At 55.7% G+C, this 13379-nt stretch carries 9 protein-coding genes and 1 riboswitch; of the genes, 1 reads left to right on the forward strand and 8 read right to left on the reverse strand.

What is annotated here, in order from left to right:
- Positions 1 to 326 precede the first annotated feature (326 nt).
- From ACTQ52_RS07265 to ACTQ52_RS07300, 8 genes are all read right to left on the reverse strand, one after another.
- Positions 327 to 2363, reverse strand: coding sequence for a HelD family protein (locus ACTQ52_RS07265; RefSeq protein WP_441982198.1), 2037 nt, complete (start codon positions 2361 to 2363; stop codon positions 327 to 329).
- Between the two features lie 121 nt (positions 2364 to 2484).
- Positions 2485 to 3954, reverse strand: a complete 1470-nt coding sequence (locus ACTQ52_RS07270) for a C69 family dipeptidase (protein ID WP_441982199.1) — start codon at positions 3952 to 3954, stop codon at positions 2485 to 2487.
- Positions 3955 to 4071: 117 nt separating this feature from the next.
- Positions 4072 to 5151: a GTP-binding protein gene (locus ACTQ52_RS07275; protein ID WP_441982200.1), complete on the reverse strand. Its 1080-nt coding sequence runs from the start codon at positions 5149 to 5151 to the stop codon at positions 4072 to 4074.
- A 26-nt stretch (positions 5152 to 5177) separates the two neighbouring features.
- Positions 5178 to 6101: a sigma-70 family RNA polymerase sigma factor gene (locus ACTQ52_RS07280; RefSeq protein WP_410043997.1), complete on the reverse strand. Its 924-nt coding sequence runs from the start codon at positions 6099 to 6101 to the stop codon at positions 5178 to 5180.
- Between the two features lie 15 nt (positions 6102 to 6116).
- Positions 6117 to 6665, reverse strand: coding sequence for a histidine phosphatase family protein (locus ACTQ52_RS07285; protein WP_441982201.1), 549 nt, complete (start codon positions 6663 to 6665; stop codon positions 6117 to 6119).
- 135 nt (positions 6666 to 6800) lie between these two features.
- Positions 6801 to 8252 carry an SseB family protein gene (locus tag ACTQ52_RS07290; RefSeq protein WP_441982202.1) on the reverse strand — a complete coding sequence of 484 codons (1452 nt, stop codon included), beginning with the start codon at positions 8250 to 8252 and terminating at the stop codon, positions 6801 to 6803.
- 135 nt (positions 8253 to 8387) lie between these two features.
- The gene (locus ACTQ52_RS07295; protein ID WP_441982203.1) at positions 8388 to 9209 is read right to left on the reverse strand and encodes an HAD-IIB family hydrolase; all 822 of its coding nucleotides are present in this window, start codon (positions 9207 to 9209) and stop codon (positions 8388 to 8390) included.
- 9 nt (positions 9210 to 9218) lie between these two features.
- On the reverse strand, positions 9219 to 9809 hold the full coding sequence (locus ACTQ52_RS07300; protein WP_410043993.1) for an ECF transporter S component: 591 nt from the start codon (positions 9807 to 9809) through the stop codon (positions 9219 to 9221).
- Between the two features lie 209 nt (positions 9810 to 10018).
- Positions 10019 to 10142, reverse strand: a riboswitch (FMN riboswitch).
- Positions 10143 to 10459: 317 nt separating this feature from the next.
- On the opposite strand from ACTQ52_RS07300, the gene ACTQ52_RS07305 reads away from it, so the two are divergent.
- Positions 10460 to 12445 carry a flavocytochrome c gene (locus ACTQ52_RS07305; protein WP_441982204.1) on the forward strand — a complete coding sequence of 662 codons (1986 nt, stop codon included), beginning with the start codon at positions 10460 to 10462 and terminating at the stop codon, positions 12443 to 12445.
- Positions 12446 to 13379 lie beyond the last annotated feature (934 nt).

Raw genomic sequence — 13379 nt, forward strand, 5'->3', positions numbered from 1 at the left:
ACAATATATGATTCGACGTGTATATGCCGGAGGGGGAATTATCGAAAACAGTTCAGGCAGGATCCGAAGGACCGGCAGCTGAAGCCATACGAAGAGATCGTGAATAAATCCAAATCGGGCCCTTAGAACCAGTTGGAGTAATTTTTCCTTAGCACTCTCTGCAACACTGAGTTTTCATAAAGAAAACTCAGTCGTTTGCAGAGAGCCTACTGGTTCTTAGGGCCCGATTTGTGATTTTTCCGATCTCGTAGTACTGTGCTTCAGCTGCCGGCCCTTCGAGTCCGTCATTGAATTATACTGTGATTTCGATGTCTCCCCTCCGGTGATTATACATGAACCAGCGGCGACAGCTCCCCATCCGCCAGGATGATCAGCTTCTCCGTCGCGCGCGACTCCGCGGTATACAGCCGGTGCCGGTACAGCGCCCGGTCCGGATAATCCCGCACCGACACATCCGGCAGGATGACGGTATCGAATTCGAGCCCCTTCGCGAGCTTCAGCTCCATCATCACCACACCACTCTTCGGCAGTGCCTCATAGGAGCGGATGATGTGCGGCGTGTCGTCCCCGAGTGTCCGACGCATCATATTGATGCCGGTCCAGTCGCAGCATACGATCGCCGTGAGCCCCTCCGTGCGGTCGTTCTCCCGGATCACACGACGCAGCTCCTCCACGTAAGTCTCGTGGTCTTCGCAGGCCAGCACCGTCGGCTCCACACCCTCCCGCTGCACGGAATTCGTCTGGATCCGGATTTCCTGCGGCAGCAGGCTCGTGAAGAGCTTCGTGATCTCCGGGGAGGAACGATAGCTCGTCATCAGCGAGAGCTCCGTCACCTCCTTACCCTGCTCCGTAAACATCCGGCGGATATCCGCGAAGCTCGCCGTACCACTGTGGATCGACTGGAACTCATCGCCGAGGAACATGAAGTGCGCGTTACGGAAGTAGCGTGCGAGCAGCATGAGCTGCGCCTCCGTATAATCCTGCACCTCATCGACGATCACGTAACGAGTGTTGCGATCCGAGGTGCCGGTCAGCGTCATCTTGAGGTAGCTGAACTCCGCCGGTGTCAGATCATCCTTTCCGAGAATCGACTGACCGATGGCCTCCATATCGAGCCAGTCGAGGTTTCGGATCTTCTCATAGACACCACCCATCTGGCTCTCATCCGGCTCCTCGTCATAGAGATCGTCGAGGCCCTGATCGTGCTTCTTCTTTTCCTGCTTCTGCGCGTTGCTGCGTGCGAGCTCCTCGAGCTCCTCCACCGCAGTCTGGATCAGCCAGGTCGTGGATGAGGTTCCCTTATGGCGGCGAAGCACACCGAGAATCTGCTGCTTATCGAGCACACGTGCACGCTTCAGATTGATATTGTGGAGATGCTTCGCCTCGATAGAGAAGCCCACCAGGCCCTCATCGATCTGGTGCAGCGCATCCGCTTCCGTGATATCCGCCTCGCCGAGGCTCTTCACCCCGAGATCATCGAGGAAGTCGGACCAGGTCATGGTCACTGGATTCGCCTCACCCATCTCCGGCAGCACGTGGTCGATGTACTGCTGGAAGACCGGATTCAGCGTGATGAGCGCCACCTGGTTCGGCCGCAGGGTATGCCGGCGGCGGTAGAACAGATACGCGATACGCTGCAGCAGCACGGAGGTCTTACCAGAGCCTGCGATGCCCTGCACGAGCAGCACCGGCACGTCCGGATAGCGGATGATGAGGTTCTGCTCCTTCTGAATCGTCTCCGTGATGGACTGCATCTTATCGCTCCGCTTCTTCGTAAGCGAGTGGATCAGCAGTGGATCCTCCAGCGCGATTTTCGTGTCGAAGTAGGCCTTCAGCACATCGCGCTCCAGATCGAACTGCCGGCGAAGCTTCAGGTCCACCGGGATCTTACGTCCATCGACCATATAGGAGGTCTCGCCCAGCGCCTGGTTGTAGTACACCTCCGCGATCGGGCTTCGCCAGTCGATGATCTCCGGCTCATGATGCTCGTTTGACACCGAGGAAGAGCCGATATAGAAGCTCTCCTCTTCCGTCTCCTCCGGGAACTGCACGGTGATGCGCGCGAAGTACGGACGCGGCAGCAGGCGGTTCACGCGCTGCAGCCCCATCGATACCGTCCGGCTCGAGATATTGAGCTCCTCGACGGCACGGCTCATGGTCTCAAACTCGATCAGCGTCTCCTGTGACTCCTCGATGCCGACGAAGTCGTACTGGAGGTCATCCGCGACCGTGTTCTTCTCCTCCTGTGCCTGTCGCTGGAGATCGACGAGCTCGGCCTCCATCTGCTCCTTCATCCGCGCGAGCTTTCCGTACTGCTCCGTCAGATGCGCCTGTTCTTCTCTGAAAATTCTATCTTCGTTCATTCCTTACCTATTACTTAAATCCATGTTTTTCAGGCCAATGCTTCCTGCGTTACATCGTCACATCACGTGAGATACCACTGCCGGAGAAATCGCTCTCTCCGGCAGTCTGTATCGTATACGTTTATGCATCCGAGCGCGCGAACGCGTTCTTCATGTGCATGCTGGCCTCATACAGTACCTTGTCCAGCACGTCGTCCGTTTCTCTCCGAAGCATCTCGGCGATGGCCTCATTGGCCTCCTCGAGCGTTGTGTCCTTCGTGTCCATGAAGCGCTGGTCATACTCCCGGATCAGGCGGTGACCTGCGATGGCTACCTTATTCTGGTAGCGTTCGATGTGGGAGGAGGTGTAGCTGTAGGCAGCGTCCGACAGGGCCGCGATCATCCGGCTCGCCCAGTAGAAGCTGTCGGTGGACACCTGTGCGGTGGTGCTGTTCATATACGCCGGGGTTCCGTCAACATTGGCATAAAATGGTACAAACGCGTTAAATGCGTTGGAGCCGTAGCAGATCCACTCGAGCGCCTGAAGATCGGCCGGTACGTATGGGCGGAGCTGGAGACAGGCCATGAAGCTCGTACGGTTGATGCCGATGGTCCGGTAGGTGCCGCAGAGTGACTTGTCCCCGTGCTTCCGATACGGATCATACGGGGTGCCCTGATAGTGGTTTGAAAGCGCCCACTTCACCTCTTCCACCGTGATCTTATGCTCCGGCACGAGGGACCATGGGAGGTCGTCGCTCACCGGGGTGAAGTCTGCGTCCGGGCCATCCCAGCGGTACGTGCGCGGGTTGAAGTAACGGAACAGCGCCCAGGCACGTGGGGTGTTGTAGGTGTGGTCAGAATCGTCGTGGCTGCCGAAGGCGAGTCGTGGATTGAAGGCGTCACCCTGATTCAGATTCAGATGATTCTTCTCCACGAACGCACGGAGATCCGCGGAGCACATGAACTCCTTCTGCGCACCGAGGGCATCCTCGAAATCGAAGTGATCGATGCCGAGCTGGTTCGGCATGATGACATACTGGTCATCCGGTACGCGACGTGCCATCCAGTGGTGTCCGCCGATGGTCTCGAGCCACCAGATCTCATTCACATCCTGGAAGCCGATGCCGTTCATCTCATAGGTGCCGTACTGCGCGAGCAGGCTGCCGAGACGCTCGACGCCCTCGCGAGCAGAGTGGATATACGGAAGGACCAGGAGGACGATATCCTCCTCGCCGATCCCGCCGGCCTTCTCCGGTGTATGCTCATCGCCCGGCTCGAAGGTGACGAGCGGATCAGCACCGAGTACACGTGCATTCGAGGTGATGGTCTCAGTGGCGGTCATCGCGACGTTCTCACTGTTCACGCCGGCAGCCGCCCAGATGCCCTCCCCCTTCACGGCGTTCGGCATCGCGGTATAGCGGAGCGGATTCTCCGGCAGCGGAATCTCCACATGGCTCAGCACCGAGCGGTATACCCGCGGCTGCTGGGACGGCTCCATCACAACCCACTTCTTCGCTGTGAACTTTCCCGCACCGGAATCATCGTTCCGGGCGATCATCGTCGAGCCATCATAGCTCGCGTTTTTACCTACTAAAATCGTCGTACAAGCCATCGTACGTTCCTCCCTCACATATATTAAGATGCCTGTGTTGCACTGCATCAAAAAAAGTACTAACTATTTTAACATAGTTCGTACTTTCCTCAAATAGTCAGTTTTCAGCTTTCGGTATCAGATGGTGACGGCACCCGGGAAGTAGCCGGCGACGATGTCCTTTCGGAGGCCTTCTCCGATGACGATGATGACGTCCTCGGTCGGCACAGAAAGTGGGCGGAAATGCCGCTCGTCCTTCGTGACATTCAGCTCGAGGCCGCTGGAGAAGCCCTTGATGCGGAGGACGTGGCCGGCAGCGGGATCCGCGAAGAGCTTCAGCACACGCGCCTGCAGGTCCTCCGGCGTGGTTTCATAATGCATATAGAAGAGCGACTGGTACGCATCCTCTTCGGCGACGGCCTTCTTCAGGAAGCTGACATGCCGGTAACCGGCGGCCTCCAGCATCTGAAAATCGCTATCCTCGAGCTGATCCCATGGCTTCGCGAGCACATCGGCGGGATATGCGAAGCGACGCGCGCACTGCACCTCTTCCATCACCTGATTCAGGATCGCGAGCGTCTGTGCGATTACATCGTTCTGCGCACGCTCTGGGTGCTGGTCAATGTTGTCGACCGGTGCGGTCATCGCGCGCTGTCGGCGGTCATTTCTGCGACCAGTGTCGATACCCGCAGTGCGGTTCGCCTCTGGCCGCGCTTTGTCGTGTTTCGGTGTCGACAATGTGACGGGCAGCTTACTGAGGATGATTTTTCCAGCACCTGCGGCCTCCGAGGCGAGCAGATAGCGGGACGCAGGCGAGAGGTCCGGGTCGAGCTGGGCGTCGACGATGGTGAGCACCGAGCCCACCTCGTACCAGCGGTCGAGCGGCTCCTCATAGAGCGTGTCGAAGAACTCATCGATATCATAGATCCCACTCGGCTCCACGAGGACGCGGGTATAGCCGAGCATCGCCATGCTGATAAGCTTCGTGCGGAAACGTCGCTGATGCGCTACGGCCCCATCGCCGCCGACCACCATCTCGAGTTCGCAGTTTGGGCCGAGGAGATCCTGCAGCAGCACACGGTCAATGTTGATGGCCCCGTAGTCATTCTCGAGGATGCAGACACGCTCGCCCTTCGCGACGAGCCAGCGCGCGTACTTTTCGATAAAGGTCGTTTTACCGGAACCTAAGAAACCGGTGATGAGATCGATCGTAATCATAGAAGCCCTCCTGATGAAATATCGGATTACTCGCCGCTCATCGCGTTTCGGATCGTTTTGATCGCGTGCTGCTCCCGCTGCCGGATCGCCTCCGGGCTCACATGGTAGAGCTCGGCGATCTCCCTCAGGGTGTGGCGCTTCCCGTTAAAGAGACCGTAGCGGAGCACGAGGGTGTTTCGGTCCTCCTCGCTGAGCTGATCCAGTGAATCATAAAGCTCCTGAATCTGCTGCTCATCGAGCACCTGGTCCTCGACATTGTCCGGCGATACGGCGATATCGCCGAGCTCCGTCGCTTCGCCATCATCGTTTCCGACCTTCGTGTTCAGTGAGGTCTGGCGCAGTACCTCCTGATCGAGCTGCAGACAGCGCTCCACCTCCTCGCGGCTCAGCCCGGAATCGCGCACGATGGCGTCGATCATGGCATCCCCCTCGAGGTGCTCGAGATCGTAGCGCTTCTTGATGGCCTGCACCTTCATGATCCGCTCGAACTGATGATTCGAGACCCGGATGTTGAAGCCGGTGTTGTAGATCTCCTTCAGGATGCTGTCGCGGATCCAGTAGGTCGCGTAGGTCGAGAACTTCGCGCCCTTCGCCGGGTCGTAGCTGCGTGCGGCCGTCATCAGGCCAATGCTTCCGGAATTTACGAGATCATCGAGCCCGAGGGTGTGGTTGAAGAGCTTTTCGTACTTCTGTGCGGCGTGAATCACGAGTCCGCGGTTGCGCTCGAAGAGTTCCGTCTCCTCTGCCTGGGCGGACTGACCTGCCGCGGCCTTCGCCTGAATCTCGGATACGAGGCGTAGATTCTGCTGCTCCTGTTCGTCCATGGGCGGAGAGCCTGCCGGCTGTTCGGTCATATCGTTTACCTGTACGTCAGAAACAGGCAGCGACTTCGGTGCTTCTGCTGTACCGGCGGCTGTATTCTTTTTATTTTCTTCAGATAATTCAGTCAATGGCGTCCTTTCTTTCTATGGCATGATGAAGATCTGCTCTTCTGCATTGCCCTGAGTGAAGGTTTCGAAGCCTTCGTTTGACATCGGCTGGAAATAGCTCGTGATCATACGGCAGATCCCGTTATGTGTCACGAGGAGGATGGTTTCGCCATCGTGCTCGCGACGCAGCTTCTCGAGATACGGGTAGATGCGGGCAGCGATGTCGAGGAAGGATTCCCCCTCCGGATAGCGAGCGAAGTAGCGATGCTTTTCGACCCGGTACGCCTCAGAATCCCGCAGCAGTCCCTCACAGATACCGAAGTTCATCTCGATGAGCTCGGCAGCCTCCACCGGTGCCGGTGTACCCGTGCCCTTCTGTGCGGCGACGATCTGTGCCGCCGTCTCCTTCGCCCGGCTGAGCGGTGAGCAGTAGACATGATCGAAGTGCACGTCGGCAAGCTTCGTACCGAGTGCCTGTGCCTGCGCGATGCCGCGTTCGTTCAGCGGGATGTCGGTCCGGCCCAGTACCCTGTTTTCCTGATTCCACAGCGTTTCGCCATGGCGTACGAGATAGAGTTTCAGCATCCTGCCCTCCTCTTCTGCAGCACATCGTCAGATCGACCCGTGTCTGCGATCACATATCTTTTAGAATCAAAGATCGGAGCCGGCTTCGCTTCCGGGGCATGCTGCCCCTCGCCCGGCTCCGATCGTTCACTTATCTTAGGCCTTTGCGCCCGTGCCCTGTGCCGGTGTCTGTCCCGGGTTCGGGTTCTTCTGGCGCTCGATCACCATCGCCTGTCCCTGCGGGTTGATGATGAAGCCGTCATAATTTCCCATGAAGCGGGAAATCGTCTGGAAGTCTGCACGTGTCGGACGGAAGCCGCTGTTGGCAAACTTCTTCGAAAACTCGAAAATGTCGGTGTAGACCGGCATGAAATTCTTTCCATTCAGTGTCACCATCGGAAGCTGCACGCGATGGTTCTTCTTCGCAGCTTCTGCGGACTCCGTAGCGGCATCGGTCGTCTTCGCCATACCATCATGGGTCGGGGTCGCCGGCTGCTCTGCCGCAGCGCCATCTGCGTTCGGGTCGCCTGCATTGGCCGCATCCTCGTCGAGGTTACGGAAGGGCAGGAGGTAGGTGCCCTTCGGCACGAGCTTCATGACGGAGTTGAACTTCGCCTGCAGCAGCTCCTTCCGCTTCCCGTACTGTACCGGCCAGCGGAGCTCGCCGACGTAATCGGTGAGGGCGAAGGAAATCGCCGGGTTGTATGGCGGAATCTTCTCCGGATCCTCGTTGATGTAGAACGGCGCGGAGATCTCCGAACGGCGCAGGAAGCCCTTGTACCAGCCGTTGTCGATGACGATGTTCTCGGCTCCGAGGAAGAAAAGATAATCGAAAATCTTCATCTGGATCTTACCGTCGTGCTGCGCCGGCTCTGCGGTCATACCCGGCACCTCGATGATTTTCACGGAGCGGAGCTGCTCTGCATAGAGCTTCGCGGCGATCTCTGCATGCTCTTTGTCGAGGTACATGAGGACGAAGCTGCCGTCGAGCAGCGGATAGCCGGTGCGTGCGTCATAGAGCACATAGATCTTCTCCTGCGCGCGGACCATGTCGAGGAAGTGATTACGGATCACCTGACGATTCTGATCGTAGTTGTCAAGCGGATGCTGCTTGTGGGCGATGAGAAGGGCCGCCTCGAGGAAAAGCGTCTCCTGGAGATTCAGCTCCTTCAGCATATCCGGCTTCAGTGTCGGCTCATACACGAGCGCGCCCACCTCGTCCTTCCGCTCCGGCGTCAGCGGATCCGAAAGAATCGTCGGCTGCGGCTGCGCAGTGGTCGCTGCGGAAGCTGCGGTCGTTCCGGCATTTTCGGTGTTGGCAGCCTCGGCAGTATGCTCAGCATTTCCTGCATTTACGGTGCTCGCCGTTGCCGCCGCATTTTCACTGCCCGCGGCTGTGTTCGCACCTGATCCAGCTGAACCCGCCGCCGGCGTCTCGCCCGGCTTCTTCACGAACATGTTGATCGGCGTGATCACCGGCCAGTGCATCTCCGGATGCTCCTCCCGCTGACGCGCCACCGCCTCGTCATGCTGCTCCTGCTTCTGCTCCTCTATCTTCTGCTCGGCCTCGGCCTTCCGCTTACTTCCAAAAAAATCAAATAATGCCATGTCTCTTCTCCTAACCACGATGGTCCGAATGCATGATGTCATCGTTTACAGATATCATAAAATATCGCACAACTATTAATTATACCAAAAAAAGAAGAGGTATGCACCTGTTTCGTACATACCTCTTCCGGAACCTCACAGCAGCCCGAGCTGCTCCATCGCATAGAAGATCCCATCCTCCTCGACCCGCTTCGTGATGAACGGATGATAGGCCTCGAGCACCTGATCATGCTGTCCCATCGCGACCGGGTGGCCGACTGCCCGGAACATCTCCTCGTCGTTCGAGCTGTCGCCGAAGCCGTACGCATCCGCCCGCGTCAGATGGAGATAATCGAGGATACGATCGACCGCCGCGCCCTTTCCGTGCCCGATCGGTACATTCTCATAGAAGCCATGTCCACGGTCGATGATGATAAACTCATCTCCGAACGCCTCCCGGAAGCCCTCCATATCCGAAGGATGTCCGGACTCGGCGCCGTCATCCGTCTCGATGCAGAACTTCGAGATCTCGTACTCCCCGTCGTACGGCGTCGGATCGATGCCGCCTTCCATTCCGATGAAGCCCGCGAGGTTCTCATAGAGTGCCTGATATCTCGGATGGTCCCGGAGCAGCTTCTCTGACGGCTGACAGTGCCAGCCATGCTGCCCCTCGAGGTGTACGAGGACACCATAGCGGTCGGATGCGTCCTTGATGCGCTGCTTCATCTCCACCGAAAGCTTCTTATAATAAATGGACGCTCCTTCATAGATCAGCTCCGTGCCACAGCCACAGAGGAAACCGTCGACCTCGACCATCTCCATGATACGCTTCAGCATTCCGACGGTACGTCCTGAATTGATAAATACTTTATTGCCTTTTTCACGTGTGCGACGGAGCGCTTCCAGTGTGCTCGCCGGGATCTCGTGCTTTACTTCATCGATCAGTGTGCCATCCACATCAAAAAACAGTGCTTTCATATATACCTATTATTTCCTTCCGTGAAGAATCGGACTGATATAAGGATATACAACAAATGTGATCACTACGTCAAGAAGTCCTTTCACGATCGTAAACGGAAGGTTGAAGCAGAGGAGGCACTGAAGGATGCTCTTCATCGATGGGATGAGTGCCTGGTAGGCTGCGAGGATGACCTCCTCCGGCATGAAGTTGTAGTAAACCGGATACACAACGAAGTAGTTGGACGGAACAGATACGAGGCCCATCACGACAGCACCGGCGAGGGAACCGAGGATGGCACCCTGCTTCGTCTTCTTATGCTGGTAGATGCCACCGGCCACCGCGGTCATCACGGCACCGAGGATGAAGTTGGAGATCTCACCGACACCGAAGCTCTGGGAAGCCATCGAGTGCAGGAGGTTCTTGATGAGCTCGATCAGGATACCAGCGACCGGACCATACGCGAAGGCACCGATCAGGGCCGGCAGATCCGAGAAGTCAAACTTGATAAAGGTCGGCATGAACATCGGGACCGGGATCTCGATGAGCTGAAGCACGAAGGCAATCGCGGACAGGATACCGACCGCGGCGATGTAACGGGTGTTTTTTACGTCTTTCATGATGTTTCTCCTCCACATTTCGTGTACTGCGTTTCTTCCGGCACGCCGGGACTGCGTCAGGCAGGCCCAAGTCCCATGCAGAAAGCCACGCGTGATTCTTCAAGTGAGTAAGGAGGCGACGTAAAATCGCTGTGCCCGCCGGGATCAACCCGCTGCCAGCATAAAAAAGTCCCTGAGCATACACTCAGGGACAGAGATATCGTCATCACTACACTCTTCTTCCATCCAGACTATACTGTTGGTACCGGAGTTTCACCGATTCAGCCTGCCCGGGTGAGCAGGGTCGCGGACTTTACCGCCAGTGAGGAATCACACCTCGCCCTGAAGAACTATTTTTGATTACGTCTACATTCTAGCGAATGCCACCGCGATGCGCAAGCCCTTTTTCTCCAGGGGCCAATGTCTACATCCAGCGCCGCCCGCCTGCTGCTGACACAGGCGCTTATTTAAAAAGCACAACTTTTTTTACTTACTAAAGCTAATTTCGTAAGTAAATAGATTTACTAAAAATTTACTCTATGCTATAGTAGTCCACGCCAATGATAAAAAAATATCAAAAGGAGCCGGATGCGCGCATCTATGCCGCTCCACTACGTATAGGCTCCGGTGTCAAGTGGAAGCATTGGCAGAAACAGAGAGAGGAAAAAGACATGAAAAAAATGAATCTGGTGCTTGGATTCGCAGCAGCTGCCAGCCTTCTGGTGACAGCGTGTGGTTCCAGCAAGACCGAGACGACGGCAGCTGCGACAGAGGCAGCGACGACCGCTGCTGCGACAGAGGCAGCAGGCGAGATTCCTGCAGACGCTGTGACCGCGACCGGTACAGCGAAGGGAAACAACGGTGACGTAACGGTAGAGGTTACCATGACAAAGGATAAGCTCTACAAGATCGAGGTTACCGAGCAGCAGGAGACCGAGGGTATCGGTGATAAGGCCATCGCGGAGATTCCGGGCAAGATGATCGAGAACAACAGCGTAAAGGTAGACGCCGTTTCCGGTGCGACCAATACATCCAACGCCATCATCGAGGCTGTAAAGGCAGCGATCAAGAGCGCGGGCTTCGATCCGGCTGATTTCGAGAACGAGATCGCCACTGCTGCGAAGGCAGAGGATCAGACACTCGACGCAGACGTCGTTATCGTCGGTGCCGGCGGTGCCGGTATGACGGCAGCGATCGAGGCAGCAGACGCTGGTAAGACCGTTGTGCTCGTAGAGTCACAGGCGATGGTCGGCGGTAACTCCGTACGTGCAACCGGTGGTCTCAATGCTGCGAAGACCAAGTGGCAGGATGAGAACGAGTTCGGTGAGGATGCCGGTGTAGAGGCGAAGCTTGCAACTGCGAAGGAAAAGTACGCAGATAACGCGGACATCACCGCACTTGCAGAGACCGTCGAGAAGCAGTACGCAGATTATCAGGCAAACCCGACCGGTTACTTCGATTCTGTAGAGCTCTTCGAGCTGGACACCATGATCGGTGGCAAGGGCCTGAACAACTTCGATCTCGTAAAGACCCTCTGCAGTGAGTCTGCAGATGCGATCGACTGGCTCGACACCATCGGCGCAGAGATGCACAACGTTGGTTCTTTCGGTGGTGCTTCCGTAAAGCGTATCCACCGTCCGGTCGATGAGAACGGCAAGACCCTCGCTGTCGGTGCTTACCTCATCCCGATCCTCGAGAAGAACATCGAAGATCGTGAGAACATCACTCTTCTTCTCGACACAACGGCTGACAAGATCCTCATGGATGGCGATCAGGCAGTTGGTATCCACGCAACCGGTAAGACCGGCAACAGCGTAACTGTAAATGCTGCTTCTGTTGTTCTTACATCTGGTGGTTTCGGTGCAAACCTTGCGATGGTTGAGCAGTACAAGCCGGAGCTCAAGGGCTTTATGACCACCAACGCACCTGGAATCCAGGGTCAGGGTATCGAGATGGCAACCGAGGTCGGTGCTGCTACCGTCGATATGGATCAGATCCAGATTCACCCGACCGTTCAGTATGACACCGCTGCACTCATCACCGAGGGTCTCCGTGGTGACGGTGCGATCCTCGTAAACGCCGAGGGTCAGCGTTTCATCGATGAGGTTGGTACACGTGATGTCGTATCTGCTGCAGAGATCGCACAGACCGACTCCTACTCATGGCTCGTTGTAGACCAGAAGATGGTAGACGCTTCTGCCGTTATCCAGGGCTACATCAAGAAGGGCTACACCGTTACCGGTGAGGATTACAAGGCACTCGCAGAGGCGATGGGCGTAGACGCTGCTGCTTTCGAGGAGACCATGACGAAGTGGAATGGCTATGTCGCTGACAAGAAGGATCCAGACTTCAACCGTACCTCCTTCGCAGAGCCGCTTGACACTGCTCCATACTATGCAATCAAGGTTACCGCTGGTGTTCACCATACCATGGGTGGTGTAAAGATCAACACCTCCACCGAGGTTCTGAATGAGCAGGATGCTGTGATCCCAGGTCTTTATGCTGCCGGTGAGGTTACCGGAGGCGTACACGGTGCAAACCGTCTCGGCGGAAACGCAGTTGCAGACTTCACCGTATTCGGCCGTATCGCAGGTCAGAACGCTGCTGCCCATGCTGGCACCGCTGAGACTCCAGCCGAGACCAAGGCTGCTGCATAAGGCAGAAAACAGAACGCATAAGCCGCTCGGCTTTGCAGATATCGCTATAGGCGAAAAGAAAAAACTGTCGCGCGAGCAGATGGAAACATCTGCTTGCACGGCAGTTTTTCTTTTTAAAAAGGCACTCTCCACTCGGAGGGTGCCTTTTTAAATCTGTATGTTTGAAAGACCAGGTTCATATCATCCTATTCTGGAAGGAATAAAAGCAACGCAAAACCCCAGTACCAGTTCATCTTCACTAGTACTGGGGCCTCACTGATCATTCGGGCTTCTGTATCCCATCGGGCTACCCTCCCTTTAATTATTAATGCAGATCTCGAATCATTGAAGCATCGCCTATGACTTTCTACCATCTGCACTACACTGAGTTAAGAATTGAATTGATGAAGCATCGACATCGCATCTCTTCTTTTGTTGTCTTTATTCTACGAAATAAAAAACACTTTGTCAATAATAATCTGAAAAGAAATTATTTTTATTCTGACTGCTAAGGAAACTGTTCAACGGGGTGAATTCTCAACCTGCTGATTTTTAAAGGATGTCCATAGCGGACGCCTCTTTTTGTTTGCCTGCCCACCCCAGGCATATATCTTTTATCTACTTACATATTGGCCCACCCCATGCAGGCAAACCAAAAAATCGGCGCCTGTGTTAATCCAAGCGGGTGATGCTGTATCAAAACCGCGAAAAACGGGTATGATGCTAACGGTAAGCGGGGCTCTGTGTTCAAATGGTCATGTTCCTATCCAATATGGCTTTATTTTGAAAATACTGGATATGTTTTTTGCCTGGAATAATCGAAGATGGCTGGAAAATATCCACTCTTAGGAGATTTTGAAAATACTGGATATAAAAGGCCTTATTTCATAAGATGAATCCGGGCTCGAGTATCCAGTATTTTAGAAATAAAGGTTTATTGGATATCGGCTTATGG

The sequence above is a fragment of the Oribacterium sp. Sow4_G1_1 genome (assembly GCF_052116105.1).
GTDB lineage: Bacteria > Bacillota > Clostridia > Lachnospirales > Lachnospiraceae > Oribacterium.

Excerpts from the sequence above, each read along its gene's own strand:
- ACTQ52_RS07265 (WP_441982198.1), bottom strand. The coding sequence starts at position 2,363 with ATGAACGAAGATAGAATTTTCAGAGAAGAACAGGCGCATCTGACGGAG.
- ACTQ52_RS07270 (WP_441982199.1), bottom strand. The coding sequence starts at position 3,954 with ATGGCTTGTACGACGATTTTAGTAGGTAAAAACGCGAGCTATGATGGC.
- ACTQ52_RS07275 (WP_441982200.1), bottom strand. The coding sequence starts at position 5,151 with ATGATTACGATCGATCTCATCACCGGTTTCTTAGGTTCCGGTAAAACG.
- ACTQ52_RS07285 (WP_441982201.1), bottom strand. The coding sequence starts at position 6,665 with ATGCTGAAACTCTATCTCGTACGCCATGGCGAAACGCTGTGGAATCAG.
- ACTQ52_RS07290 (WP_441982202.1), bottom strand. The coding sequence starts at position 8,252 with ATGGCATTATTTGATTTTTTTGGAAGTAAGCGGAAGGCCGAGGCCGAG.
- ACTQ52_RS07295 (WP_441982203.1), bottom strand. The coding sequence starts at position 9,209 with ATGAAAGCACTGTTTTTTGATGTGGATGGCACACTGATCGATGAAGTA.
- ACTQ52_RS07300 (WP_410043993.1), bottom strand. The coding sequence starts at position 9,809 with ATGAAAGACGTAAAAAACACCCGTTACATCGCCGCGGTCGGTATCCTG.
- ACTQ52_RS07305 (WP_441982204.1), top strand. The coding sequence starts at position 10,460 with ATGAAAAAAATGAATCTGGTGCTTGGATTCGCAGCAGCTGCCAGCCTT.